Origin of the sequence: Streptomyces violaceorubidus (genome assembly GCF_000717995.1) — a bacterium.
GTDB lineage: Bacteria > Actinomycetota > Actinomycetes > Streptomycetales > Streptomycetaceae > Streptomyces > Streptomyces violaceorubidus.
In genome coordinates, this window is record NZ_JODM01000003.1 from 283623 (window position 1) to 308533 (window position 24911).

21 protein-coding genes and 1 other RNA gene are annotated in these 24911 nt (G+C 72.4%); 3 read left to right on the top strand and 19 right to left on the bottom strand.

The genetic code is table 11. The annotated features are described in order from the left end of the window. Positions 1-15: 15 nt before the first annotated feature. The 3 genes from IE94_RS0107905 to IE94_RS0107915 form a co-directional block, all read right to left on the bottom strand. Entirely contained in the window at positions 16-804 is a 789-nt protein-coding gene (locus tag IE94_RS0107905; RefSeq protein WP_030180240.1) for a zf-HC2 domain-containing protein, read from the bottom strand. 59 nt (positions 805-863) lie between these two features. After that, positions 864-1388, bottom strand: coding sequence for a sigma-70 family RNA polymerase sigma factor (locus IE94_RS0107910; RefSeq protein WP_007450155.1), 525 nt, complete (start codon positions 1386-1388; stop codon positions 864-866). A 195-nt stretch (positions 1389-1583) separates the two neighbouring features. Next, positions 1584-2174, bottom strand: a complete 591-nt coding sequence (locus IE94_RS0107915; protein WP_030180243.1) for a CGNR zinc finger domain-containing protein — start codon at positions 2172-2174, stop codon at positions 1584-1586. A 173-nt stretch (positions 2175-2347) separates the two neighbouring features. Here IE94_RS0107915 and IE94_RS0107920 point away from each other — a divergent pair, with 173 nt between their 5' ends. After that, on the top strand, positions 2348-2917 hold the full coding sequence (locus IE94_RS0107920; protein WP_106977763.1) for an anthrone oxygenase family protein: 570 nt from the start codon (positions 2348-2350) through the stop codon (positions 2915-2917). A 327-nt stretch (positions 2918-3244) separates the two neighbouring features. Here the strand turns inward: IE94_RS0107920 and IE94_RS0107925 are convergent, their stop codons facing one another. The 7 genes from IE94_RS0107925 to IE94_RS0107955 all read right to left on the bottom strand — a co-directional run bounded on the left by IE94_RS0107925 (position 3245) and on the right by IE94_RS0107955 (position 13392). After that, the gene (locus IE94_RS0107925; RefSeq protein WP_030180250.1) at positions 3245-4423 is read right to left on the bottom strand and encodes a uroporphyrinogen-III synthase; all 1179 of its coding nucleotides are present in this window, start codon (positions 4421-4423) and stop codon (positions 3245-3247) included. A gap of 108 nt (positions 4424-4531) precedes the next feature. After that, entirely contained in the window at positions 4532-5920 is a 1389-nt protein-coding gene (locus tag IE94_RS0107930; RefSeq protein WP_030180252.1) for a nitrate/nitrite transporter, read from the bottom strand. Positions 5921-6052: 132 nt separating this feature from the next. Further along, complete coding sequence (locus IE94_RS0107935; protein WP_030180255.1) at positions 6053-7030, bottom strand: hypothetical protein; 978 nt, start codon at positions 7028-7030, stop codon at positions 6053-6055. Between the two features lie 114 nt (positions 7031-7144). Further along, positions 7145-8377, bottom strand: coding sequence for an acyltransferase family protein (locus tag IE94_RS0107940; protein ID WP_030180258.1), 1233 nt, complete (start codon positions 8375-8377; stop codon positions 7145-7147). Positions 8378-8466: 89 nt separating this feature from the next. Further along, the gene (locus tag IE94_RS0107945) at positions 8467-10671 is read right to left on the bottom strand and encodes a bifunctional polysaccharide deacetylase/glycosyltransferase family 2 protein (RefSeq protein WP_030180261.1); all 2205 of its coding nucleotides are present in this window, start codon (positions 10669-10671) and stop codon (positions 8467-8469) included. Next, the gene (locus IE94_RS40300) at positions 10671-11519 is read right to left on the bottom strand and encodes a hypothetical protein (protein WP_051777350.1); all 849 of its coding nucleotides are present in this window, start codon (positions 11517-11519) and stop codon (positions 10671-10673) included. Before IE94_RS40300 ends, IE94_RS0107945 begins: the two co-directional genes overlap by 1 nt. 901 nt (positions 11520-12420) lie before the next feature. Further along, the gene (locus IE94_RS0107955; protein WP_030180267.1) at positions 12421-13392 is read right to left on the bottom strand and encodes a LysR family transcriptional regulator; all 972 of its coding nucleotides are present in this window, start codon (positions 13390-13392) and stop codon (positions 12421-12423) included. Positions 13393-13475: 83 nt separating this feature from the next. Here IE94_RS0107955 and IE94_RS0107960 point away from each other — a divergent pair, with 83 nt between their 5' ends. Next, a complete protein-coding gene (locus IE94_RS0107960) occupies positions 13476-14771 on the top strand; it encodes an MFS transporter (protein WP_030180271.1) in 1296 nt (431 codons plus the stop codon). A gap of 63 nt (positions 14772-14834) precedes the next feature. Here IE94_RS0107960 and ssrA read toward each other — a convergent pair. From ssrA to ftsE, 5 genes are all read right to left on the bottom strand, one after another. Further along, positions 14835-15233: a transfer-messenger RNA gene (ssrA, locus tag IE94_RS37480) on the bottom strand. A 118-nt stretch (positions 15234-15351) separates the two neighbouring features. Then, positions 15352-15831, bottom strand: coding sequence for an SsrA-binding protein SmpB (gene smpB, locus IE94_RS0107965; protein ID WP_030180273.1), 480 nt, complete (start codon positions 15829-15831; stop codon positions 15352-15354). Between the two features lie 47 nt (positions 15832-15878). Continuing rightward, entirely contained in the window at positions 15879-17066 is a 1188-nt protein-coding gene (locus tag IE94_RS0107970; protein ID WP_030180277.1) for a S41 family peptidase, read from the bottom strand. A 68-nt stretch (positions 17067-17134) separates the two neighbouring features. Next, a complete protein-coding gene (gene ftsX / locus IE94_RS0107975; RefSeq protein WP_030180280.1) occupies positions 17135-18052 on the bottom strand; it encodes a permease-like cell division protein FtsX in 918 nt (305 codons plus the stop codon). Positions 18053-18083: 31 nt separating this feature from the next. Beyond that, positions 18084-18773 (bottom strand): cell division ATP-binding protein FtsE, encoded by a 690-nt coding sequence (ftsE, locus tag IE94_RS0107980; protein WP_003975843.1) that lies wholly within the window; start codon positions 18771-18773, stop codon positions 18084-18086. A 213-nt stretch (positions 18774-18986) separates the two neighbouring features. On the opposite strand from ftsE, the gene IE94_RS0107985 reads away from it, so the two are divergent. Beyond that, positions 18987-19181: a hypothetical protein gene (locus tag IE94_RS0107985; protein ID WP_030180282.1), complete on the top strand. Its 195-nt coding sequence runs from the start codon at positions 18987-18989 to the stop codon at positions 19179-19181. Between the two features lie 130 nt (positions 19182-19311). Here IE94_RS0107985 and IE94_RS0107990 read toward each other — a convergent pair whose 3' ends face one another. From IE94_RS0107990 to IE94_RS0108005, 4 genes are all read right to left on the bottom strand, one after another. Continuing rightward, positions 19312-20163, bottom strand: a complete 852-nt coding sequence (locus IE94_RS0107990; RefSeq protein WP_030180286.1) for a hypothetical protein — start codon at positions 20161-20163, stop codon at positions 19312-19314. A 326-nt stretch (positions 20164-20489) separates the two neighbouring features. Further along, complete coding sequence (gene prfB, locus IE94_RS0107995; RefSeq protein ID WP_030180288.1) at positions 20490-21596, bottom strand: peptide chain release factor 2; 1107 nt, start codon at positions 21594-21596, stop codon at positions 20490-20492. Positions 21597-21672: 76 nt separating this feature from the next. After that, on the bottom strand, positions 21673-22926 hold the full coding sequence (locus tag IE94_RS0108000) for a serine/threonine-protein kinase (protein WP_030180290.1): 1254 nt from the start codon (positions 22924-22926) through the stop codon (positions 21673-21675). A gap of 105 nt (positions 22927-23031) precedes the next feature. Beyond that, positions 23032-24684, bottom strand: a complete 1653-nt coding sequence (locus IE94_RS0108005; RefSeq protein ID WP_030180291.1) for a serine/threonine-protein kinase — start codon at positions 24682-24684, stop codon at positions 23032-23034. Positions 24685-24911 lie beyond the last annotated feature (227 nt).

Sequence of the window (24911 nt, forward strand, 5' to 3'; positions counted from 1 at the left end):
CGCCTGGAGCGGGCGCTACGCGTCGACCTCCACGAGCCGCTTGCCGTCGAAGGTCATGACCTCGAAGTGGTCGATCTGGTTGGGTTCGAAGGCGGCGCCGCCGTGGACGTAGAGCGGCTTCCTGGCCTTCTCGGTGGTGGCGCCCGGTATGCCGTAGCCCCGGTCGGGGACCGTCCAGGAGCTGAGCGTCTCCCGCTCGCCGTTCTTGCCGACGGCGATCAGGGAGCACTTCTGGGGGCCCTTGAGGTTCTTGAGCTCCAGGACCGTTTCGGTGCCCCAGGCCTTCTTCTCCAGCGCCACGGTCGCGCTGACCTGCGTGGCCGGGTCGGTGGCGGTGACCCGGTCCGGCATGGCGGCGAAGGCGGACTCGGCCGGGCTCGCGGCCTGCTGCGACGCCTCGGCCCTGCGGCCGCCGCCTCCCTCGTCGCCACCACCGCCGCCGCCCGTGGTCGCCACGGCGGCGAAGGGGCCGCCGATGATCAGCGCGGCCGCGGTGCCCACCAGGTAGAAGTTGCGGCGGCGCTTGCTCGCGCGGCGTTCGGCGACCTCGTCGACGAGCTTCTCCGAGAGCCGTGGGCCGGGCTTCGCGGTGAGCGACTCGGCGATCGCGGGCGTGCCGGTGCCCGGCAGGTCCGCGAGGGCCGCCAGCATCGGCTCCATCCCGGCCAGCTCGTCGAGCTGCTGGGCGCACCACTCGCAGGTGGCGAGGTGGGCCTCGAAGGCCGTCGCCTCGGCGTCGTCGAGGATCCCGAGGGCGTAGGCGCCGACGGTCTCGTGCTCGTTCGGCGCCGGTGATCCCTGCATGGGGACAGGATTACCCGTGTCCCCCGCGCCGAATCCCTGAACTCCCCCGTACCCGCTCATCACGCCGTCACCCCCCGCTCCTCCAGTGCCAGCTTCATCGAACGCAGGGCGTAGAACACCCGGGAGCGCACGGTGCCGCTGGGTATGCCCAGTGTCTGCGCCGCCTCGTTGACGGTACGCCCCTTGAAGTACGTCTCGACGAGGACCTCCCGGTGGGCCGGGGTCAGGTCGTCGAGCGCGTCCGACAGCGTCATCAGCCACAGCGCCTTGTCGATCTCGTCCTCCGCGGGGATGACCTCCAGCGGCGACGGATCGACCTCCTGCGGCCGGGCCTGCCGGCTGCGGTGGCCGTCGATGACGATGCGACGCGCGACCGTCACCAGCCAGGGGCGTACCGATCCGGTCGCCCGGTTGAGCTGACCGGCGTTCTTCCAGGCACGGATGAGCGTCTCCTGGACGACGTCCTCGGCGCGCTGGCGGTCCCCCGCGACCAGCCGCAGCACGTAGGCCAGCAAGGGGCCGGCATGCTCGCGGTACAGCGCGCGCATCAGCTCCTCGTCGGGTTCCGAGGACGACTGTGACATGCGATGTCGGGCCCTCGCACCGCGTTCATTGGCCACGACGGAATCCTTGCGCACGCCCACCTCCGGTGTCCGGGGGTTCCCCCAGTCGGTCGCTCGCCCATTCGGTACGGACGCGAAGTTCGGCGTGTTCAAAACGAGATGAGAGTTTTCTCGGCGGCGGCGTGACGAACGGGACGCGAGGGAAGCTACGGGTGCTTACCGGGCGAGGGCGGCGCGGCGGCGGTGCCGGGCGACGCGTTCGCGGTTGCCGCAGATCTCGCTGGAGCACCAGCGCCGGCGGCGGCCGCGGGAGGTGTCCACGTACACGATGGGGCAGTTGTCGCCCGCGCACTGCCGCAGACCCGCCCGCGCGACGGGGTCGGTGAGCAGTTCCACCGCGTCCCGGGCGAGGGCGCCGAGCAGCGCGGCGCACCGCGGCGGGCCGGTCAGCTCCCGCACCAGTGCGCCGTCGCGGCCGGGCACCGCGCGGGGTGCGGGCGGTGCGGCGAGGGCGAGTTCGTTGACGCGGGCGAGGGCGAGTTCGCGGGTTCGGCTGCCGGGTACCGGCCGGCCGCGCACCAACCGCGCCGTCTCGCCGCGCAGTTCGCGGAAACCGTTCAGCCAGGAGGGGTCGGCGTGGGCCAGCGGGGTGCCGGAGGGGACGAGTCCGGAACCGGTGATCCAGGCGCGCAGGGCGTCCAGGGAGTCGAGGCGTTCCGCGGGGTGGGTGGTGGCGATGAGGTCCAGGCAGATCCGCCCGGTGTCGAAGCGCAGCTCGTACGGGCCGGTGGCCGTCCCCATCGCCATGTTCCTGTCACCGCCTAGGGCTTGCCCGTGGAGGGCCTGCGAACCACTCCCTCTACAGTGCCTGCCCTCCCCCGCGCCCGGAACCCCTCGTACCGCTCCCGCGTGGACGCTTGCGCATGCGCCCGCGCGCCTGGGCCATGTCCGGTGCGCCGCGGCGCGCGTTGACTGGACGCATGGCAGACATCGAGGGGGAACGGCGGCCCCGCACCGCCGGTGGAGTCCTGGTCGCGGCCACGGTCGCCGCGGGCCTGATGGCCGGGACCTTCTACGTCTTCGCCTGCGCCGTGATGCCGGCGCTGGCGCGCAGCGAGGACCGGGTGTACGTCGACGTGATGCGCGACATCAACGACGTGATCGAGAACCCGGTGTTCCTCACGGCCTTCCTGGGCGCACTCGCCCTCGCGGGCCTCGCCGGGTGGCAGTCGCGCGGGACGCCGGGCCGCTGGTGGATCTGGGCGGGCGCGACGGCGTACGCGCTCGCGTTCCTGGTCACCGTGGGCGGCAACATCCCCCTCAACGACGCCCTGGCCCGCCCCGGCGACCCGGCGGCGCTGCGCGAGCGGTTCGAGGACCCGTGGGTGGCCTGGAACACCGCACGTGCCGCACTCTCGACGCTGGCGACGACCTGCCTGGCCACGGGGCTGACAACCCGCCGCCGACCGACGCGACCGACGCCTGGGACACCTGGGACGCCTGGACACTCCACGGCGTCCCGGGTGCCCCTGCACACGCCGGGCCACTGAACGCCCGGGACCCCGGAGCGCTCCCGGCCCTCCCACGGCCGCCGGTGAGCACCGGCATCCCACGGCACATGCGTGGGCGGACCTGCTGTCCGCGGGCCCGCGGACAGCAGCGCGGGCGCAGGACGACACGCGTCGGCATCCGGGGCGGTCCCGCGGGGCGTGGGCGGAGGCGCCGGGAGGTGGTGGTGGCGCGGTGGGAGAAGTCCCGCCGCTCACCGCCCGGCGACCGGCCGTCACGTCGCCCGTGTTCGGGCAGGGCCCCAGGAGGCGTACTCCCCGGCGCGGGCCCGGACCGGCGGTGTCGTGTCGGCCCGGGAGGCTGAGGGCTCAGTCGGTCGTGTACTTGGCGTCCGCGGGTGGGTCCAGGGCGAGGCGGTAGCCGCGCTTCACCACCGTCTGGATCAGCTTCGGCGTTCCGAGGGAGGTGCGCAGGCGGGCCATGGCCGTCTCCACCGCGTGCTCGTCGCGACCGGTGCCCGGCAGGGCGCGCAACAGCTCAGCCCGGGGCACGACCCAGCCGGGCCGCCGGGCGAGCGTGCGCAGCAGGGACATGCCGGCGGGCGGCACGGTGCGCAGCTCCCCGTCGACGAGCACCGCGTGTCCGCGGATCTCCAGCCGGCGCCCGGCGACCGGCAGGGCACGGGCGCGGGTCGGCAACTCCTGGCACAGCAACTGGACGAGCGGGCCGAGCCGGAAGCGTTCGGGCTGGACCGTGTCGACGCCGTGCGCCTGGAGCGGCACCGCGGTGACCGGGCCGACGCAGGCCGGCAGCACGTCGTGGCCGAGCGCGGCGAGCAGCTCCGGCAGCAGGCCCCGCTCCTCGGCCCGGCCCAGCAGGGACACCGCGGCGGGCGCGCTGGTGAAGGTCACGGCGTCCACACCCCGCGACACGGCGGCGTCCAGCAGCCGGTCCACGGGGCCGAGGTCCTCCGGCGGCAGCCACCGGTACACGGGCACGCCCACCACCTCGGCGCCGCCCTCCCGCAGCGCCTCCACGAACCCCGGCAGCGGCTCACCGTGCAGCTGTACGGCGATCCGGCGGCCCTCCACCCCCTCTTCCAGGAGCCGGTCCAGGACCTCGGCCATGGACTCCGAGGCGGGTGACCACCGCTCCGTCAGTCCCGCGGCCCGTACCGCGCCCTTGACCTTGGGCCCGCGCGCCAGCAGCTCCACCGTGCGCAGCCGCTCCAGCAGGGCCTCGCCGAGCCCCCAGCCGTCGGCGGCCTCGACCCAGCCCCGGAACCCGATGGCGGTGGTGGCGACCACGACGTCCGGCGCCTGGTCGACGATGCGCTTGGTCGCGGCCATCAGCTCGCCGTCGTCGGCCAGCGGCACGATCCGCAGCGCCGGTGCGTGCAGGACGGTGGCACCGCGCCGCTGGAGCAGCGCGCCCAGTTCGTCGGCCCGGCGGGCGGCGGTCACGCCCACGGTGAACCCGGCCAACGGGCCGTGGTCGGTTCGCTGCGGTTCCTCGCTCACGCCGCCCACCTCGCTTGCGTCGTCCATCGCTCGCCGCGCTCCGATCCGTTCACACCACGTGCGCAGTCACGTGGCGACCGAGCCTGTCAACCGTGCGTGACAGACTCGGTTCCACCTCATGTCACCCGTGTTACGTCACACCTCGGCACGGCTGAGCTCGACCCTCGCACTTTCCTCGGTGGCCGGACCGGCCACGCCGACCGGGACGGCCGGCTCGTCCTGCGTCCGCGCGGCCGGTCGCCGAAGGTATACCGCCCAGGTGAGGACGAGACACACGGCGTAGAAGGCGAGGAAGGCGAGGAAGGCGCCGGTGCCCGTGCCGAAGGAGAGGAAGGACTGCCGGAAGGCGAGGTTGATGGCGACGCCGCCGAGCGCGCCCACCGCGCCGATCAGCCCCATGGAGGCCCCGGAGAGCCGTCGGCCGTACGCCACCGCCGCCTCGCCCCGCAGCCCCTTGGCCAGCGCCTTGTTCTGGAAGATCCCGGGGATCATCTTGAACGTCGAGCCGTTGCCCAGCCCGCTGAGCACGAACAGCACCACGAACACGGCCACGAACAGGCCGAGCGAATCCGCCATGCCGGCCGCGACGAGTCCGGCGGTGGCGGCGGCCATGGCGACGAAGTTCCACAGGGTGATCCGCGCGCCGCCGTACCGGTCGGCGAGCCTGCCGCCCAGCGGACGGATCAGGGAGCCGAGCAGCGGACCGATGAAGGTCAGGTACGCCGCCTGGAGCGGGGTCCGCCCGAACTGGCTCTGGAGCACCTGCCCGAAGGCGAAGCTGTAGCCGATGAACGAGCCGAACGTGCCGACGTACAGCACGGACATGATCCAGGTGTGGGCGTCGCGCGCCGCGTCCTTGGCGGCGCCGGTGTCGTTCTTCACGGAGGCGAGGTTGTCCATGAAGCACGCGGCGAGCCCGGCGGCGACCAGGATCAGCGGGATGTAGAGGCCGAGCAGCACCCGCGGCCCGCCGCTCGCGCCGATGACCGCGAGCGCGGCCAGCTGGATGACGGGTACGCCGATGTTGCCGCCCCCGGCGTTGAGGCCGAGTGCCCAGCCCTTCTTCCTGAGCGGGAAGAAGGCGTTGATGTTGGTCATGGAGGAGGCGAAGTTGCCGCCGCCGATCCCGGCCAGCATGCCCACCAGGAGGAAGGTCGAGAAGGACGTCCCCGGTTCCATGACGGCGAAGGCCGCGACCGTCGGCACGAGCAGCAGCCCGGCGGAGACGATCGTCCAGTTGCGTCCGCCGAAGACGGCGACGGCGAAGGTGTACGGCACCCGTACGACGGCCCCGACGAGCGTCACCACGGACGTCAGCAGGAACTTGTCGGCGGGCGTCAGCCCGTACTCCGGGCCCATGAAGAGCACCAGCACGGACCACATCGTCCAGACGGAGAACCCGATGTGCTCGGAGAGGACGGAGAAGAACAGGTTCCGCCGGGCGGTCCGCTCCCCCGTCTCCTTCCAGAAGGTCTCGTCCTCGGGATCCCAGTGCTCGATCCAGCGGCGGCCAAGGACTGTCATGACGCCTCCACGGTGCTCCACAGCTCGGTTGCACCGACGCTAGGCAGGACGCGTTTCGGGCCGGTGGGGCTGTGGATGACCGGAAGGGAACGTTGCTCTCACCCGGCGCCGGCGCGGGATGAGAGATCGCGGTCAGCCCTGCGGGGGCCGGGGCTGCCAGTGCGGGTTCTGCTGCGGGTAGGGCTGCTGCGGGTGGGGCTGCCCGCCCTGCGGCGGCGCGTACGGCTGCTGCGGCGGCTGGGCGTACGGCTGCGGGGGCTGCTGCGGCGGATAGGGCTGCTGCGGGGCCTGCGGCGGCGCGTACGGCTGCTGGGCCTGCGGTGCGTACGGCTGCTGGGCCTGCGGTGCGTACGGCTGCTGGGCCTGCGGTGCGTACGGCTGCGGCGCGTACGGCTGCCCGGTCTGCGGCGGCCCGCCGTACGGCTGCTGCTGCGGCGGCTGGGGAGCGTACGGGCCGGGGGCCGGCTGTCCGTAGCCGCCGGGCGCGGTGCCGAACGGGTTCCCGTGCCCCGGCAGCTGCCCGCCGGGCGGCAGGTACCGCACCCGCCCCGTCTCGTCGGTCATCGGCACGAACCCGGCGGCCTGCAACCGGGCCGCGAACTTGGCGTTGCGCTTGCGGGTGACGAGGAAGCCGATCCCCAGGACCGCCATGAGGACCAGCCAGATGATCCCGGAGAGGACGAAGTCGTCGGACGAACCGCCCGCGCGGTAGGCGAGGACCACACACGCGACGGTGCCGCCGAGCGCGCCGTAGCCCATGTTCTTCTGGGCGTTCTTGCCGGTGAGGTCGAAGTTGATGCGTGCCTTGAGGAGTTCGAAGGCGTCCGGCACGAGCGGCGGCAGCGACACACCGTCCCCGGCGTTCGGGTACTGCGCCCAGTTCTGCGCGGCCCGGGTGCGGGCCTGCGGGCCGGGGTCGGGGACCAGCAGCATGGTGAGCGCGGCGTTGTTCCCGCCGCTCTGGCGCACGTCGGCGTACTCGTACCCGAACTGCTGGGCGACGAAGGCGAGCTTGGCGAGCTTCTTCACGGACGACATCCGGCTGGTGAGCTGGACCGCCTCCCCGCTCGCCATCAACTGCAACATCTTCTGCGTCTGCCGCTTGCTCATCCCGCCCGCTCCCCCTGACCGGCTCACGCCACTGTGTTCACTCGCGCAACCGGGGCAGTCTCGCACGGAGGTCCGACAACCGTCAGCCCCGGTGCGCGACAGCCCCGTCGCGTGTCAGCCCCGGTGCGCCGCACGGGCCCTGGGCTGCTTCGCCGCCGAGGGCTTCCCGCCGTCCGGCCACAGCCGGGGCGTGCGCTTGGCGGCCACGTCCTCCATCCAGCCGAACCAGACGATGCAGCTCCCGATGAGCAGCCAGGCGACGACCAGAACCGGCCAGGGGCTCTCCAGCAGCCACGGGACGTGTTCGTACACGACGTCGAAGCCCCACAGCTGGTCCCACAGGGTGGCCGCGACGAGGATGCAGACGTTGTGCCACAGGTAGATCGTCACCGCGCGGGAGTTGAGCAGGGTGATCAGCCGGTCCCAGCGGCGCAGCGGGCGCGGCCACTCGCTCCACGACGGGCTCACGTGCAGGAGCAGCAGCACCGTCGCGAAGGACCAGACGGCCTGCGCGAAGGGGATGGAGTCCAGGTCGTACCCGGTCTTGAAGCCCTCCCGGAAGGCGTACCAGAGGCCCACCGCGGCGATCACCGGGGCCACCGAGGGCACGACGTAGCGCGGCAGCCGCTTCAGGACGCCCTCCTGGTGCGCCATGCCGAGGATCCAGCAGGCCCCGAAGGTGCTGAAGTCCGTGAGCGCCGACGGGAAGCGCTCGCCCGGCAGGTTGAGGTAGCCGAACTGGAAGGCGGCCGACAGCACGAGCGGCGCGAGGATCGTCAGCCACGGCAGGGCGCGCAGCGCACGCAGCAGCACCGGGGAGAGCAGGACGTACCAGAGGTAGGCGCGGATGTACCAGAGCGGCCCGGCGAGTTCCGAGGCCCAGTCCTCGCCGAGGATGCCGTGGATGCCCGGCAGGCCCTCGGCGAAGGGCGGGTCGCTCAGCGGCAGGACCCAGTAGAGGAGGTGGAACCACCACCAGCCCGGGTGCCCGTCCTCGTTCGGTCCCCAGCCCTGCAGCACCATGCCGGTCACGCCCACGGCGCCCAGCAGCCACAGCGGCGGCAGCAGGCGGCGCAGGCGGCTGCGGACGACCTGGACGGCCGGACGCTTGAGGGAGCGGGCCATCAGGTTGCCCGCGAGGGCGAACATCACGCCTATGGAGGGGAACGCCACCGGCAGCCAGGCCCAGCCCATCAGGTGGTACAGGACCACGCGGAAGAGGGCCACGGCCCGCAGCAGGTCGAAGTACCGGTCGCGCACGGGAGCGCGCCGGGCCTGCTCCTGCTCGGGCGCCACCGGTACGGCGGTGTCCGCGCCGACGGGCGGGTGGAGGGGCGGTGCGGTCATGTGCGGGGCACTCCGGGTCGGACCAGGCAGGGGCGGGACGGGCATGGCGGGGGCGGGGGTCGGCCGCGTCGGGTCGTAGGGCGGGGTCGTCATCCGACCGGCCTCCCGTCCATGGCGCCGGACCGCCGCTGAGGCGGGATGCCGTCGGCGCCGGGCGGCGGCGCGGAGACACCGCCGCTGCGCCGCAGCTTCTGCCAGCGCAGCCGACCGCCGGTGAGCGCCGTGATCCAGGACTGGAGCAGCACCACGTACATGATCTGGCGGTACAGGATCTGCTGGAGGGGCAGCGAGATGAGCGGGGTCAGCTTCTCCCGGTCGAGCCGGAAGGCGTACGCCGCGCACACCGCCTGGATGGCGAGGACGCCGAGCCACGCCACGATCGTCTTGCCGGTCGGGCCGAAGACGAGGCCGTAGAGCAGGAAGACGTCGATCAGCGGGGCCAGCAGCGGCGCCACGACCATGAACAGGGAGACGAAGGGCAGCCCCACCCGCCCGAAGCGGCCCGAGGGGCCCTTCTCGATCACCGCGCGGCGGTGCTTCCAGATCGCCTGCATGGTGCCGTACGACCAGCGGTAGCGCTGGGACCACAGCTGGCTGACGGATTCCGGGGCCTCGGTCCAGGCGCGGGCGTTCTCGGCGTAGACGACCCGCCAGCCGGCCCGGTGCAGCGCCATGGTGACGTCGGTGTCCTCGGCGAGCGTGTCGTCGCTCATGCCGCCGATGGGCTCCAGGGCGGAGCGGCGGAAGGCGCCGACCGCGCCGGGGATGGTCGGCATGCAGCCGAGGACGTCGTACATCCGGCGGTCCAGGTTGAAGCCCATCACGTACTCGATGTGCTGCCAGGCGCCGATGAGGCTGTCCTTGTTGCCGACCTTCGCGTTGCCCGCCACGGCGCCGACCCTCGGGTCGCCGAAGGGCTGGACGAGTTCGCGGACGGTGGAGGGCTCGAAGACGGTGTCGCCGTCCATCATCACGACGATGTCGTGCCGGGCGTTGGCCAGGCCCCGGTTGAGCGCGGCGGGCTTGCCCGCGTTGAGCTGCCGGATCACCCGGACACCCGGCAGGCCGAGCCCCTCCACGATCCGGGCGGTGCCGTCGCTGGAGCCGTCGTCGATGACGATGACCTCGATCGGGTGGTCACTGGCCACCAGGGAACGGACCGTGTTCTCTATGCACTTGGCCTCGTTGTACGCCGGGACCAGCACGGTGACCGGTTCGGTGACCGCCGGTCCCCAGCGGAAGCGCCGACGGCGGACCCGGCGGGCGTGGACGCCGGACAGCAGCAGCATCAGGACGAAGCGTCCGATGACCAGCGTGCCGATGATCGCCAGGCCCACCACCAGGATGTCGGTGAGCCGCTCCGAGGCCTGGACCAGGAAGACCCACGCCTTGCCCTTCCAGAGTTCGGCGCCGGTCACCGGGCTCATGGCGCTGGGCGCGTCCAGTGCCTCGGTGAGGTTGTCGAACTCGTAGCCCTTCTTCTTCAGGTCGGGCAGGAACCTGTCCAGGGCCTGCACGGTCTGGTGGCGGTCACCGCCGGAGTCGTGCATCAGGACGATGGCGCCCTTGCCGCCCTGCGGTGTGGCGCGGCGGATGATCTCGTCGACGCCGGGCTTCTTCCAGTCCTCGCTGTCGGTGTTGTTGACGACGGTGATGTAACCGCGGCTGCCGATGTACTCGGTGACCGGCCAGGACTTGTCGTCCATGGCGTCGGCGAAGGAGGAGTAGGGCGGGCGGAACAGCGAGGTGCGCACCCCGGCCGCGCCGGTGAGCGCCAGCTGGTTCTGCGACAGCTCCCAGTCGATGCGCTTCTTGGACTGGAAGGAGAGGTCCGGGTGGTTGAAGGTGTGCAGGCCCACCTCGTGGCCCTCGTCGACCATGCGCTCGACGAGGTCGGGGTAGCGGGAGGCCATGGTGCCGGTGACGAAGAAGACCGCGTGCGCGTCGTGCTTCTTCAGTATGTCCAGCACGCGCGGCGTCCAGGTCGGGTCCGGACCGTCGTCGAAGGTGAGGACGAGCCGGTGGTCGGGCACGCTCACGCTCTCGGTGCGACCGCCGCGCACGTCGATGACCGGGCCGCCCTCGAGGATTTTCTCGGGCACGCCGGTGGTCGCGGCGGGCGGCTGGACACGGTGGTCGGCGAGGATCTCGCTGTGCACGTATCCGCGCAGCATGAGCATCGCCGACAGGGCTACCAGGACGAGCAGCGGAAGCAGCAGACGCAAGGGCAGACGACGGCGGGAGCCCTCACGGGCGCTGCGCGCGGCCCCGTGACGGCGGGTGCGGGATGCCATCAGAGGGTGTTCTCCGGGGACAGGGAAGGGGAGGAAGGGGACGTCGAGGTGTCGTCGGCACCGGCCACCACGACGGGTGCGCCGCCCCGACCGGCGATCGGGTCGGGGGCGCCCGCGCCGTCGGCGTGGGTGCCGCCCGCGCCCGGGTCGGTGCCGGTGGGGGGGCCGCCGGTGGGCTCGGTCGGGTCGGCGGAGGTGCCGCCACCACCCGTCGGGGCCGACGGGCCCGTGGTGTCGGAGGGCGGGACCTGCGTCGACTGCGTCGGGGCCGGGCCGCTCGCACCGCCACCGGCCGGGTGCTGGTCGGTGCCGGGCACCGAGGACTCGGAGTCGGCGCTCGTACCGGGCCGCACCGTGGTACCGCCCGTCACGCCGGACGTACCGGACGCGGGAGCCTCGATGCCCGGACCGGTCGTCACGCCCGCGCCCGCCGAGGGCGTGGCGTGCGGGGTGGCGGTGCCGGCGCCGGCGCCGGTGGGCAGCGACGACTGCGAGGGCAGCGGGGTGGTGTCGACCTGGCCGGCCGGTGCGCCCTCCTCCTGGCCCGGTACGGGCACCCACGGCGCGTCGGAGTTGCCGGAGAGCAGCGTGGAGACGATGACGACGGCGTAGACCGCGCAGGCCACGCCGACCAGGATGCCGAGGCGTCGGTAGAGGCGGCTGCGGCGGCCGGACGCGTCGACGAAGACGGGCCCGTCGGAGGCCTCCGGGGCGCTCTTGCGGTGTCCGCCGTCGGCCTTCAGCAGCACGCCGTCGCCGAGGTGGACGGCGTCGAGCTGGACGGTGACCTCGTGGGGGTCGTGCGTGTGCCCGGCGGCGGCGCCCGCGTCGCCGTCCGAGTCCGGCATCTCCCGCCAAGGGTCACGCAGTGCGGCGGTGGCGGGCCCGGGCGCGGAGCCGTCACCAGACACGGGGAACGCACAGGTCCGCTCCCCCGAAGCACCGGCACCGGCCGACGGCAGCACAGCCGTACGGTCGAAGTCGGGCCCGGAACCGACCCCGGGGCCGGGGCCCTGGGCGTGGCCCTGGGCATGGACGTTCCGGGGACCGGAGGCCCGGCCCTCGCGCGACGCGGACCCCGGAACACCCGCACCCGTCGGCGGCAACACAGCCGTACGGTCGAAGTCGGAGCCCGAAGGGCTGCCGGGGCCGGAGTCGTCGGCGGGGCCGTTTCCGGGCTCTCGGGGGGTCTGGGGGGCCGGGCCGGAGGAGTGGGCCCCAGGGGTGGCGTCGACCGGGTCGGGGGCCCGGTTGCCGGGGTTCGCCCCGGACGGGTCGGTCGTGCCCCAGGTTATGCGCCCCCGGGCCAGCGGGTCCTGGCCCGGGCCGTGGGGAGCACGGCCGCCTATTCGGGAGCGCGGGACCTCGGTCCGGTCGGCGTCGGAACCCCCGCGGCCGCGCGGGCTCTCACCGGACTCGCCGAACCACCCCGAACCCGACGCGGTCACCGGGAGTCCTCCGGCCGGCGGGAAGGGGCGGACCGGGGGCAGCACCTCGGTGGCATCAGCATGTCGTCTCGCCTCCGAGAGGTCACAAGCCCCGGACTCGACCTCGGGCCACTCCGGTTGGGCGTCTTTTTGCCAACTATTCACGTGCGCGCACTTCCCCCCACGGAACACTTCCGGGTGCGCATACGACTCCGAGCACTCGTCGGCCGAACCGGCCCCCACCAGGTTCGAGCGCCCCCTGTATCACACCGTGCTCAGGCAAAGAATGTAGCGCACGCGGAGGATGTGTGGTTGCCGCGTGTCACTTGTGGACGGACATCACAGCGGCGTCGGCGGCCGGAATCCACCCGTCGTCGGGAGCCGCGAGCCAACCCTTTCCGGTCGCGACCTGCGACGCCGCCCGGCGCAGCGCGTCGAGCGCGGGATGCGCCAGTCCCTTTCGCCAGACGAGCGAGACCGGCGACAGCGGCACGGGGTCGACGAGGGGGCGCACCACGGTCGCGGGCATGGCCGGAAAACTCACCACGGCGAGAATCGGATTGCGCGTCTTGTCCATGATGCGCTGGAACTCCTCCTCGCCGACCGCCAGCGGCGCGGGGGACGCCACATGGATGCCGCGCCCCTCGAACAGGCGGTGCGCGAGCTCGGTCCACTCCGGCGTGCGCGGGTTGCCGGCCCCCGCGTACACCTCCTCTCCGGCGAGCGCGGAGAGCGGTACCCGGGCCAGCCGGGCCAGCGGATGGTCCTCGGGAAGGACGACCGCCATGGGCTCCAGACGCACCGGCTGGTGATCGAGTCCGGCCCGCAGGGCGGCGGGCAGCCCCGCGAACCGGCCGAAGGAGGCGTCGAGGCGGCCCGCGAGCAGTTCGCCCGCGGCGTGGGTCAGTCCGCTCTCGTAACGTGCCATCAGCTCCTGCTCGGGCGCGAGCGCACGGGCCCGCTCCAGGACCAGGCGGCCGGTGACCAGGCCCGGGGAGTTGAGGTCGACCAGCAGCGGCCGGGCCTGCCCGAAGGCGGCCAGCAGGTCGTCCTGCGCCTGGAGGACCCGGCGGGCGTACGGCAGCAGCCGCTCGCCGTCGGCCGTCGGGGTCACCTGCCGGGTGGTCCGCACGAACAGCTCGGCGCCCAACTCCCTCTCCAGGCGCCGCACATCCCTGCTGAGCGCCTGCTGGGCGACGTAGAGGCGGGCGGCGGCGCGGGTGAAGTGCAGCTCCTCGGCGACGGTGACGAAGGCGCGCAGGAGGCGGGGGTCGAGGTGGGCGGGTGCGGGCATCCGGTGAATTTACAACGCCGGTGCGTGAATGGCCACGGAGAAGGTGTTGGACCCCCTGATCGCCTCCGGGCGACGGTGGACGCATGCCGCAACCGACCTCCGCACGCCCCGCCCGCCCCTCTCCGCCCGCCCCCTTCCTGGCCGTCACCGCCGACACCCTGGTCGCGGCCGACTTCGGCCCCCGCGTCCGGCGCCGGCCGCCCGGCCCGTACCGGCGCCTGCTCGCCACGCCCGGCGCACGCGCGTTCACGATCGGGAACCTCATCGCCCGGCTGCCCATGGGCATGTTCAGTGTCAGCGCCGTCGTGATGATCGCCGGCACCCGTGGTTCGTACGCCCTCGCCGGCGCCGTCACCGCGACCGGGCTGGCGGCGACGGCGCTGGTCGCCCCGTGGACCGCGCGACTCGTGGACCGGTACGGCCAGGCGCGGGTGGCCGTGCCCGCCACCCTGTTCGCCGCGCTGGGCTCCGTCGCGCTGCTGCTGTGCGTGCGGTACGGGGCCCCCGCCTGGACGCTGTTCGCCGCGTACGCCGCGACCGCGACGACGCCCAACACCGGCGGCATGGCCCGCGCCCGCTGGGCCCACCTGCTGAAGGGGGACGCGGACGCGCTGCACACCGCGAACTCCTTCGAACAGGCCACGGACGAGCTCTGCTACATGTTCGGGCCGGTCCTGGCGGCGTTCCTGTGCACCGCGCTGTTCCCCGAGGCGGGCACGCTCGTGGGCGTGGTGCTGCTGGTGACCGGCATGCTGCTGTTCGCCGCCCAGCGCGCGACCGAGCCGCCGGCCCGCCCGCGTCAGACGGCGAAGGCGCCCATCCGGGCCCCGGGCATCCCGTCGCTGCTGGTGGTGTGCCTGGCGATGGGCGGGATCTTCGGCGCGATGGAGGTCGTCACCATCGCCTTCGCGGACGCACAGGGCCACCGCGCGGCGGCCGGTGTCGTCCTCGCCCTGCAAGCGGCCGGTTCCTGCGCGGCGGGTCTGGTCTACGGCGCGATCAGGCCCGCCGGACCGGCCGAGCGCCGCCTGCCGTGGTGCGTGGCCGCGATGGCCGCCCTGCTGACGCTGCCGCTCCTCGCGGCCTCCCTCGTCGGCTCGCTGCCGCTGCTGGCGCTCACGCTGCTGGTCGGCGGGATGGCGACGGCCCCGACGATGGTGACCACGATGACGCTGGTCCAGCACCGCACCCCGGAGGGCCGCCTCAACGAGGGGATGACCCTGGCGGTGACCGGCCTGCTCGGCGGCATCGCCTGCGGCAGCGCGGCGGGCGGCTGGACGGTGGAGCACCTCTCCCCCACCGCGGCCTACGGTGTACCGGTCACGGCGGCGGCGGTGGCCCTGCTCCTGGCCCTGCTGCCGACCCGGCGGATCCCTTGAACGCGAAAAACGCCGAGGGCGGCGTGTGCTCGCGTTTATCGCAAGCACACGCCGCCCTCGACCTCGTGGAGATGGCGGGAATCGAACCCGCGTCCAACGGTGCGGAATCAGGGCTTCTCCGTGTGCAGTCCGCTTCGATTTTCTCGGCCCCGGAGATCACGCGGACAAGTCTCCGACGGGCTCAGTCACTGTTTGGTTTCCCTCTTCACCCCGTGACCGGGATCAAGGTTTAGTCCCCTAGCTGATGCCAGGATCCGGGTCGGGAACAGCCCCGGGCTGACACTCCCTTAGTAGGAGGCTCGCTTCGCTACCTGAGATCAGGCAGCGAGGGCGAAGGCCTGCTGGGAGGAATCGCGCTTGGTGTTGGCGATTATTTTTTCGGCCTGTGGTTTACGAGATCATGGCCGCTTCCTCGACACGCTTCCCCTGCTTCGACAGCCGCTGTCGAAACCGATCATCCCCATGTTGATTTTTCAAGTCCTCCGAAGAGGGTCCTCCGAGGAGGGACACGCACCCTCTGCGGGGTGCAGGTGCCATCGTACGTGACCAACACGGACGCGTGCCAGCCTATTCCCCGGGCTCAGGCCCGCTGCTTGCGCCGGATCGCGGACATCGTCCGCTCCGCCTCGCGGCGGTCCTGCTTCTCCCGGAGGGTCTGGCGCTTGTCGAACTCCTTCTTGCCGCGCGCCAGGGCGATCTCGACCTTGGCCCGCCCGTCCTTGAAGTAGAGCGCCAGCGGCACGATCGTGTGACCGGTCTCCTGGGACTTCGCCTCCAGCTTGTCGATCTCCTCGCGGTGCAGCAGCAGCTTCCGCTTGCGGCGGGCGCTGTGGTTGGTCCAGGTGCCCTGGCTGTACTCCGGCACGTGCACGTTGTGCAGCCACGCCTCGTGGCCGTCCAGCTGCACGAACCCGTCGACCAGCGATGCCCGCCCCTGGCGCAGCGACTTCACCTCGGTACCGGACAGCACGAGGCCGGCCTCGTAGGTGTCGAGGATCTGGTAGTCGTGCCGCGCCTTCTTGTTCTGCGCGATCAGCTTGCGCCCTTTTTCCTTAGCCATAGTGCGGTCCATTTTGGCACTACGCAGGGGCCTGGCGGAAAGCCGATTTACGCGGTCGGTCCCAGCCCGCTCAGCACCGTCCGGGCCCGCGCGAGGGCGGCCGGGTCGGCCGGGTCGACCTCCAGGTCGGGCGTGATGCCCGTGCCGTCGACGCCGCGTCCGGAGGGGGTGCGGTAGTGCCCCACGGTCAGCTCGGCCACCGAGCCGCCGGGCAGCCGGCTCGGCATCTGCACCGAGCCCTTGCCGAAGGTGCGGGAGCCCAGGACGACCGCCCGGCCGCGGTCCTGGAGGGCCCCGGTGAGCAGCTCGGCCGCGCTCATCGTGCCGCCGTCCACGAGCGCGACCAGGGGCCTGGCGGTGTCGCCGCCGGTCTCCGCGTGCAGGGCCCGCTGGTCGCCGTCGACGTCGTAGGTGGCGACCAGGCCGCCGTCGAGGAAGGCGGAGGCGGCGGTGACGGCCTCGGTGACCAGGCCGCCGGAGTTGCCGCGCAGGTCGAGGACGACCCCGGCGCCGGAGGGCACCCGTGCCACGGCCTCGCGCACCTGCTCGCCGACGCCCTTGGTGAAGGAGGCGACCTTGACGACGGTGAGGCCGTCGGCGACCGCGCGGACGGTCACGGGGTCCGTGGACAGCCGGGCGCGGCGCACGGTCTCGGTCCACGCGCGCGTGCCCCGTTCCAGGCCCAGCCGGACGGCGGTGCCGGCGGGCGACCGCTCGGCGTCGCCGCGCAGGATGGAGACGACCTCGGTGACCGGCCGCCCGTCGACCCGCTCGCCGTCGACACTGCGCAGCCGGTCCCCCTCGCGGATCCCGGCCTCGGCGGCGGGCGAGCCGGAGCGCACCCGGGTCACCTGGATGCGGCCGTCGCGCTCACGGCGCGCGGAGAGCCCGACGCCGGTGTACCGGCCGTCCAGGGCGTCCTCCAACTCCTCGTACTCGCCCTCGGAGTAGACGGCGCCCCAGCGGTCTCCGCTGCGGCTGACCGCGCGTTCGGCGGCCTCCACGGGGGACTTGCCGTCGGCCATCGCCTCGGCCGCCGCGCGGGCGACGTCGTCGGGGCGGGCCTGCCGAGCCGCCGGGGCGGCCGAACGGGCGGTGCCGGGCTCGGACTTCCGGTCCGGTCCGGGGAGCGATCCGGTGGCCGCGCCCGCGACGAGCACGCTGGCGAACACCAAGGTCAGGGCGGCCCCGTGGCGCACACGACGGGGCTGACAGAACGGGTCACGACCTGACATGCCGGTGAGTCTAGGACAACGCGTAAGGGCCGCACGGTCCCTTGACCGCGCGGCCCTCTTGGTATGTGTCACACCTTCAGGTACTTGCGCAACGCGAAGAACGCCGCCAACGCGGGCATCAGCAGACTCGTGGCCAGGATGAGCGGCAGCTTGGTCAGGACGGCGTCCCAGCCGATGAAGTTGATCAGGTTCAGCTTCTCGGACAGGGCGAGTCCGTGATCGATGATGAAGTACCGGGCGATCACGAGGAAGCCGCAGGCGACACCACCGCCGATCAGACCGGCGACCGCCGCCTCCATGATGAACGGCGCCTGGATGTAGAAGCCCGACGCGCCCACGAGGCGCATGATGCCGGTCTCGCGGCGCCGGCTGAACGCCGAGACGCGCACGGTGTTGACGATCAGCATCAGGGCGACCACGAGCATGAGGGCCATCACCGCGCGGGCGGCCCAGTTCATGCCGTTGAGGAGGCCGAAGAGGTTGTCCAGGATGCCCTTCTGGTCCTGCACGGACTGAACGCCCTCCCGGCCGTCGAAGGCGGTCGCGATGACCTGGTACTTCTCCGGGTCCTTCAGCTTGATCCGGTACGACTCCTGCATCTGGTCCGGCGTGAGGGAGCTGGCCAGCGGCGAATCGCCGAACTGCTCCTTGTAGTGCTTGTACGCCTCGTCCTGCGACTCGTAGGTCACCTTCTCGACGACGGCCATCTCGTCGAGGTCGGACATGATCTGCTTCTTCTGGTCCTCGGTCACCGCGCCCTTGGCGCAGTTGGGGTCGGACTCGGCGTCGCTCTTGTTGCAGAGGAAGACCGAGACGTTGACCTTGTCGTACCAGTAGCCCTTCATGTTGTTGACCTGGTCGCTCATCAGCAGTGAACCGCCGAACAGGGCCAGGGACAGGGCGACCGAGACGATGACCGCGAAGGTCATCGTCAGATTGCGGCGAAGACCGACTCCGATCTCCGAGACTACGAACTGGGCGCGCATGGCGTCTCGTTAAGCCTTTCGTTCCTCGTCGTCAGTGCTGGTAGCCGTAGACACCGCGTGCCTGGTCCCGGACGAGGCGGCCCTTCTCCAGCTCGATGACGCGCTTGCGCATCTGGTCCACGATGTTCTGGTCGTGCGTGGCCATCACCACGGTGGTGCCCGTCCGGTTGATCCGGTCGAGCAGCTTCATGATGCCGACCGAGGTCTGCGGGTCGAGGTTGCCCGTGGGCTCGTCGGCGATCAGCAGCTTGGGCCGGTTGACGAAGGCCCGCGCGATGGCCACGCGCTGCTGCTCACCACCGGACAGCTCGCCGGGCCTGCGGTCCTCCTTGCCGCCGAGTCCGACGAGGTCGAGGACCTGCGGCACGGACTTGCGGATCTCGCCGCGGGACTTGCCGATGACCTCCTGGGCGAAGGCGACGTTCTCGCCGACCGTCTTGTTCGGCAGCAGGCGGAAGTCCTGGAAGACCGTCCCCAGCTGGCGCCGCATCTGCGGCACCTTCCAGTTGGACAGGCGGGCGAGGTCCTTCCCGAGGACGTGCACCTGTCCGTGGCTGCACCGCTCCTCGCGGAGGATCAGTCGCAGGAAGGTGGACTTTCCGGAGCCGGAGGACCCCACGAGGAAGACGAACTCGCCCTTCTCGACCTCCAGGGAGACGTCCCTGAGGGCTGGGTGGCTCTGTTTGGGGTAGACCTTGGAGACGTTGTCGAATCGGATCACGGATGCACCACGGGTCGCCGGGGGTAGATGTGCGTGACCATACGCGAACCGGGGAGCCGACCGCAGTCACCGGTCGGGGTTGCGCATCAGTTGCGTCTTTTGTCCCCACGGGAGGGCGCGCGGGGCCCCACGGAACCTGGCACAGTGGAGGGGGAACGTTCGCGCCGTCGCGGGCGTTGTTCCGAATGAGCCGGTGGCAAGGAGGGCGAGCGCATGACGTACGACCGGTTGGTGTGCGCGAACTGCGCGTCGCCCGTGAGTGAGGGCAGGTGCCCGGTGTGCCGGGCCAATCGCGAGCGGTTGCAGCAGGAGAGCAGCTTCTTCGCGGGGCTGAATCCGGCGACGCTGATCGCGCTGCTGGCGGTGTTGATCGCGGCGGTGGCCCTGCTGGCCCACCAGACCGTCTGAGACGCCAGGAGCGGCTCCCGGGGCGCCGACGGGCCCCCGCGGGGACGCGAGAGACACAGAAGGGGCCCGGAGCGTTGACGCTCCGGGCCCCTCCGTCTTGCGTGCGCGGTGCGTACGCGGACGGCTACCTTCAGGCAGCAGCCCCGCCGCGGCCGTTCATGAGGCGCGGCAGGAAGCGGAAGCCGATGCCTCCGGCGATCATCGTCGCGGCGCCGACCAGCAGGAACGTGGTCTCCGCGGCGCCGGTCTCGGCGAGCTCGTCACCGCTGCCCTGGGCGGCGGTGTCGGAGGAGGCCGGGGCCTCCTCGCCGGTGTCGGTCAGCGCGGAGGAACCCTCCGCCTGAGCGGCGTTGTCGTTGCCACCACCGTCGGGGGTGGTGTTGTCGCCGCCGCCGGTGCCACCGGAGTTTCCACCGTTGCCACCGTTGCCGCCGTTGCCGCCGTTGCCGCCGGAACCGCCGTTGCCGCCGGAACCGCCGTTGTCACCGGCGCCACCGTTGTTGCCGGAACCGCCGTTGTCGCCGGAACCGCCGTTGTTGCCGTTGCCGCCGTTGCCGTTGCCGCCGTCAGTGGTCCCGCCGTCGGTCGTGCCGCCGTCGGTCGTACCCCCGTCGGTGGTGCCGCCGTCGGTCGTGCCACCGTCGGTCGTACCACCATCGGTCGTGCCACCGTCAGTGGTGCCACCGTCGGTCGTACCCCCGTCGGTGGTGCCACCGTCGGTCGTACCGCCGTCAGTCGTGCCACCGTCAGTGGTGCCGCCGTCGGTGCCCCCCGGGTCGCACTCGGGGTCGACCACGATGTCGCAAGGGTCGCCTTCGCCCTCGCCCAGCCCAGCCTTCAGGCCAACGTTCACGCCGCCAACGCCCGCGTCGACGCCGATCTCGAGCGCCGAGGCGGCACCCGCGGCGGTCAGGGAGGCGCCGGCCGCGATCACGGCACCGGCCGCTATGCGCGCGACACGGATGCGCGTCTTCTTCGTCATGTAGTTGCTACCCCCAGTAGCCGATTTAGTCGGTGAGGCCGCACTCGGGGGCCGTGATCGACGGGGGTGGCTGCATGTGTACTCAAGTCCCCCGGTTCACATGCGCCCCAGAAATACGCATGCCGAGCCTCACCATTCCGAATGTTCAAAGCAACGTCAAGGCCATTGCGTACGCGATGTCCGGGTACGGGACGTATGCCGGACACAATGGGTGTGAGTGTGACGCAAAACCCAGACATCAGCGGCGAACAAGGGGCAGACAAAAGGCAACTGCCGCTGAAACAGCGGCAGTTGCCTTGTCGACAAAGCGGCGGCTCCGCTCCGGGTTACTTCTCCCGCTGCTTGCGCCAGCGAATGCCGGCCTCCAGGAAACCGTCGATCTCGCCGTTGAACACGGCCTCGGGGTTGCCCACTTCGTGCTCCGTGCGCAGGTCCTTGACCATCTGGTACGGGTGCAGCACGTACGAACGCATCTGGTTGCCCCAGGAGTTGCCCCCGTCGCCCTTGAGGGCGTCCATCTTGGCCTGCTCCTCCTGGCGGCGCCGCTCCAGGAGCTTGGCCTGGAGGACGTTCATGGCGGTGGCCTTGTTCTGGATCTGGGAGCGCTCGTTCTGGCAGGAGACGACGATGCCGGTGGGGATGTGGGTGAGGCGCACCGCCGAGTCGGTGGTGTTCACGCCCTGGCCGCCGGGGCCGGAGGAGCGGTAGACGTCCACCCGCAGCTCGGACTCGTCGATCTCGATGTGGTCGGTCTGCTCGACCACGGGGAGGATCTCGACGCCCGCGAAGGAGGTCTGGCGGCGCCCCTGGTTGTCGAAGGGCGAGATGCGCACCAGCCGGTGTGTGCCCTGCTCGACGGAGAGGGTGCCGTAGGCGTACGGCGACTGCACGGCGAAGGTGGTCGACTTGATGCCGGCCTCCTCCGCGTACGACGTCTCGTAGACCTCGGTCTTGTAGCCGTGCTGCTCGGCCCAGCGCAGGTACATCCGCTGGAGCTTCTCGGCGAAGTCGGCGGCGTCCACGCCGCCCGCCTCGGCGCGGATGTTGACGAGCGCCTCGCGCGCGTCGTACTCGCCGGAGAGCAGGGTGCGGACCTCCATCTCGGCCAGCGCCTTGCGGACGGCCGTGAGCTCGGACTCGGCCTCGGCGCGGGTGTCCGGGTCGTCCTCCTCCTCGGCCATCTCGAAGAGCACCCCGAGATCGTCGATCCGGCCGCGCAGGGCCTCGGCCTTGCGCACCTCGGCCTGGAGGTGCGACAGCTTGCTGGTGATCTTCTGCGCCGCCTCCGGGTCGTCCCACAGCGAGGGCGCTGCCGCCTGCTCCTCGAGCACGGCGATGTCTGCCCTCAGCTTGTCGAGGTCCAGGACGGCCTCGATCGACTCCATGGTCGAGGAGAGGGACTTCAGCTCTTCGGATACATCGACGACTGCCACGCGTCCAGCGTAACGGCTCCGGCCGGCGGTCCACGCCCGGCGGGTGCGGGCGCGGGTGCCGGGGGGCGGTGCGGCCTCAGGGGGCGGCCGGTGCCGAGTTCCGCGTGTCCTGGGGTCCGGTGCCCTCCTCGTCACCGCCCGTGGCCAGCCATGTACCGACGCCGATCGCCGCCACCAGGGCGACCGCGACCGCGCCCACCGCGATCCGGCGCCGCCGCGCGGTGGCCCGGTTGCGGGCCGAGCCGGGGCGCGGGGCGCCCGCCGCGCGCGGGGCCCGGGCGGTGCCGCGGGCACCGCCGGCCAGCTCGTCCGGGGCCGGTACGCGCATCGACGTGTGGGTGTCGCGGTTGGAGTCGGCCGGCTTGGCCCCCGGCACCAGGGGCACCGCTCCCCGGCGCCGGACGGGCTCGGCGGCGGACGCGGGGACGGCCGGGGACGCCGCGGACTCGTCGGGGTCGTCCTCCTGCTGCTCGGCGTCGGGCTCGTCCACGTCCAGCGGGGCCATTCCGGCGAGCATCGGCAGCAGCTCGCGCAGCCGGGCGCTCAGCTCGGAGGCGCGCAGCCGGGAGGCCGGGGCCTTGGCCAGGCACTGGACGAGGAGCTGCCACAGCTCGTCGGGGATGCCGGGGAGCGGGACGACGGTCTCGGTCACATGGCGGCGCAGCACCGCACCGGGGTGGCCGCCGCCGAACGGCGTGAAGCCGGCGAGCAGCTCGTACAGGACCGTGGCGAGCGCGTAGATGTCGACCGCCGCGCGCGGGGGCAGGCCCTCGACGATCTCCGGGGCCAGGTAGTCGGGTGTGCCGATGATCTTCGTGGCGCGGGTGCGCCGCGGGGTGTCGATGAGCTTGGCGATCCCGAAGTCCGTCAGCAGCGCAGGGTGCGCGCCGCCGGGGCCGAGCGGGCCCTGCATGTCGAGCAGCACGTTCTCGGGCTTGACGTCGCGGTGCACGACCCCGGCGGCGTGCGCGGCGGCCAGTCCGTCGGCGACGTCGGCGACGACGGCGACCGCGGCCTCGGGCGCCAGGCGCCGCTCCCGGTCGAGGCGGGTGCGCAGGTCGGTGCCCCGGACCAGGTCCATGACCAGCGCGAGGTCGTTGCCGTCGACCACCAGGTCGCGCACCGAGACGACGTGCGGGTGCTCCAGGCCGAGCAGGGCGGTGCGCTCCTGCACGAAGCGGGAGACGAGCTCCTGGTCGGACGCCAGGTCCTCGCGCAGCAGCTTGATCGCGACGGGTCCGTCGGGACCCTCGCCCAGCCACACCGTGCCGGCGCTGCCCCGTCCGAGGATCTGGTGTGCGGCGTACCGGCTGCCGATCTTCCGTGCCAAGACTGCTCCTACCGACGCGTGTTGCGCCTAAAAGTACGCGTCCGAGGAGCCGGCCTTCACCGTGGAGGCGGAAATCACCCTCCAGATGTCGACAAGTCTCCAGACTCAGCCTCCGCCGGAGCCGCCCAGGTCCCCGATCCAGTCGGTCACGGTGGTGAACCAGTCGGTGAGCTGGTCCCAGTAGCCCTTGCCGGTGCCGATCCAGTCCTGCAACGGGCTCAGCTCCCAGACGAGCCAGCCGGCCACGAACAGGATGACGACGGTGAACAGGCACCCCTTGAGGCAGCCCAGGCCCGGGATGCGCATCGGGTTGGCGCCGCGCTGCCGCGGTGGCCTGGGCTCGCGCCGGGGCGGCTGCGGCTCGGGCGTGGGCGGCGGGGCGTACCGCTGCGGCTGGGGGCGCTGCGGCTGCTGGGGCTGGGGCTGCGGGGTGGCGTAGCGCTGCGGCGGTTGCTGCTGCGGGTAGCCGTAGCCGGGCTGCTGGGGCGGCGGGCCCTGCGGGGCCTGGCGCGGCTGCTGGGGTGCGCGGGAGACCTGCCGCTGGGGGCGGCGGCGCAGCGGGTCCTGGTTCGGGTCGAGGTACTGGACCTGCGTCTGCTCGTTGCGGTCGCGGGCGGCGCGCAGCTGGTTCTGCCAGGGGTGCGGGTCCTCGGGACCGCCCTGTCCCGGGGCGCCGGGCTGTCCCGGCGGCACCGGCGGCATGACGGCGGTCGGGTCGGGGGCCCCGGTGCTCGGGAGGACGGCGGTGGGGTCGGCGGCGCCCGCCGGGCCCGAGGTGTGCGGCAGGACGCTGGTCGCGCCGTTCGGGTCGTAGGCGGCGCCGGGGGCGTCCGGGACCTGCGCGGGCGCCGGGTCGGGGGCCAGGAGGGCGCCCACGTTCTCGGCGGCGGCGATCTGCGCGCTGTTCGCGTGCACGCCGATGCCCTCGGCGACGACGCGCAGGCCGCGGGCGAGGTTCTCGGCGCCGGGACGGTCGTCGGGGTTCTTGCGCAGGCAGCGCTCGATGACCGTCCACAGCGGGTCGGGGACGGTGGAGGGGCGGCGCGGCTCGGCGCTCAGGTGCTGGTGCAGCACCTCCAGGGCGGAGCCCCCGCCGAACGGGGGACGGCCGGTGACCAGCTCGTACAGCAGGATGCCGGCGCCGTACACGTCGACGGCGGAGGTCTGCGGGCGGCCCTCGGCGGACTCCGGCGCGACGTACGCGGGCGTGCCGACGAACTCGTGGGTGCGGGTGAGGCCGGGCGAGTCGGCGAGGCGGGCGATGCCGAAGTCGGTGAGCATCGGGTGCATCTCGCCGCCGGTCTGCCTCAGCAGGACGTTGGCCGGCTTCAGGTCGCGGTGGACGACGCCGTCGGCGTGGCTGGCGGCGAGCGCGTCGGCGATCTGCGCGGTGAGCAGGGCCGCGGCGACCGGGGTGAGCGGCCCGTTTTCCCGCAGGTAGCGGTGCAGGTCGGGGCCGTCGACGAGGTCCATGACGAGGGCCAGCAGCTCGCCCTCGACGACCAGGTCGCGGACCCGGACGATGTTGGGGTGGGTGAGCCGGAGCAGGACGGAGCGCTCGCGCAGGAAGCGCATCACGATGTCGGCGTCGCTCGCGAGCTCTTCCTTGAGGACCTTGATCGCGACGGTCTCGCCGGGCTGCCCTGCCACGGCCGCCTCGGCGCCCGCGGTCTCGCGCTGGCGGGCACGCCAGACGGTGCCCGTGGCGCCACGGCCGAGGGGCTCCTCGAGGAGGTACTTGCTGCCTACCGGCCGCACGTCATGCGCTCCTAGTTGCTTGCTGGCTGTTCGGACCACTGTTCCACAACCGGTCGGTCCCAGTCGGACCCAACTGTAGTGCCGCCCCCTGGACCACGTTCGGAGGAAAGACGCTCGACCCGGTCCCTTGGTTGCCGCCGCCCGTACGTGACCGATCTCAAGCGGGCTCTGTTCGATCATCCGTGCGCCACCTGTCAGGCATTTTTGGGGTCAGAGCCGACCAATCA

Bases quoted from the DNA above. Each gene is read 5' to 3' on its own strand.
- IE94_RS0107910 (WP_007450155.1), bottom strand. From the start codon at position 1,388: ATGTCACAGTCGTCCTCGGAACCCGACGAGGAGCTGATGCGCGCGCTG.
- IE94_RS0107985 (WP_030180282.1), top strand. From the start codon at position 18,987: ATGACGTACGACCGGTTGGTGTGCGCGAACTGCGCGTCGCCCGTGAGT.
- IE94_RS0107955 (WP_030180267.1), bottom strand. From the start codon at position 13,392: ATGCCCGCACCCGCCCACCTCGACCCCCGCCTCCTGCGCGCCTTCGTC.
- IE94_RS0107970 (WP_030180277.1), bottom strand. From the start codon at position 17,066: ATGTCAGGTCGTGACCCGTTCTGTCAGCCCCGTCGTGTGCGCCACGGG.
- IE94_RS0107990 (WP_030180286.1), bottom strand. From the start codon at position 20,163: ATGACGAAGAAGACGCGCATCCGTGTCGCGCGCATAGCGGCCGGTGCC.
- IE94_RS0107920 (WP_106977763.1), top strand. From the start codon at position 2,348: ATGGCAGACATCGAGGGGGAACGGCGGCCCCGCACCGCCGGTGGAGTC.
- IE94_RS0107960 (WP_030180271.1), top strand. From the start codon at position 13,476: ATGCCGCAACCGACCTCCGCACGCCCCGCCCGCCCCTCTCCGCCCGCC.
- IE94_RS0107945 (WP_030180261.1), bottom strand. From the start codon at position 10,671: ATGGCATCCCGCACCCGCCGTCACGGGGCCGCGCGCAGCGCCCGTGAG.
- IE94_RS0107915 (WP_030180243.1), bottom strand. From the start codon at position 2,174: ATGGCGATGGGGACGGCCACCGGCCCGTACGAGCTGCGCTTCGACACC.
- ftsX (WP_030180280.1), bottom strand. From the start codon at position 18,052: ATGCGCGCCCAGTTCGTAGTCTCGGAGATCGGAGTCGGTCTTCGCCGC.
- IE94_RS0107925 (WP_030180250.1), bottom strand. From the start codon at position 4,423: ATGGACGACGCAAGCGAGGTGGGCGGCGTGAGCGAGGAACCGCAGCGA.
- IE94_RS0107940 (WP_030180258.1), bottom strand. From the start codon at position 8,377: ATGACCGCACCGCCCCTCCACCCGCCCGTCGGCGCGGACACCGCCGTA.
- IE94_RS0107935 (WP_030180255.1), bottom strand. From the start codon at position 7,030: ATGAGCAAGCGGCAGACGCAGAAGATGTTGCAGTTGATGGCGAGCGGG.
- IE94_RS0107930 (WP_030180252.1), bottom strand. From the start codon at position 5,920: ATGACAGTCCTTGGCCGCCGCTGGATCGAGCACTGGGATCCCGAGGAC.
- IE94_RS40300 (WP_051777350.1), bottom strand. From the start codon at position 11,519: ATGCCGGACTCGGACGGCGACGCGGGCGCCGCCGCCGGGCACACGCAC.
- IE94_RS0107905 (WP_030180240.1), bottom strand. From the start codon at position 804: ATGCAGGGATCACCGGCGCCGAACGAGCACGAGACCGTCGGCGCCTAC.
- smpB (WP_030180273.1), bottom strand. From the start codon at position 15,831: ATGGCTAAGGAAAAAGGGCGCAAGCTGATCGCGCAGAACAAGAAGGCG.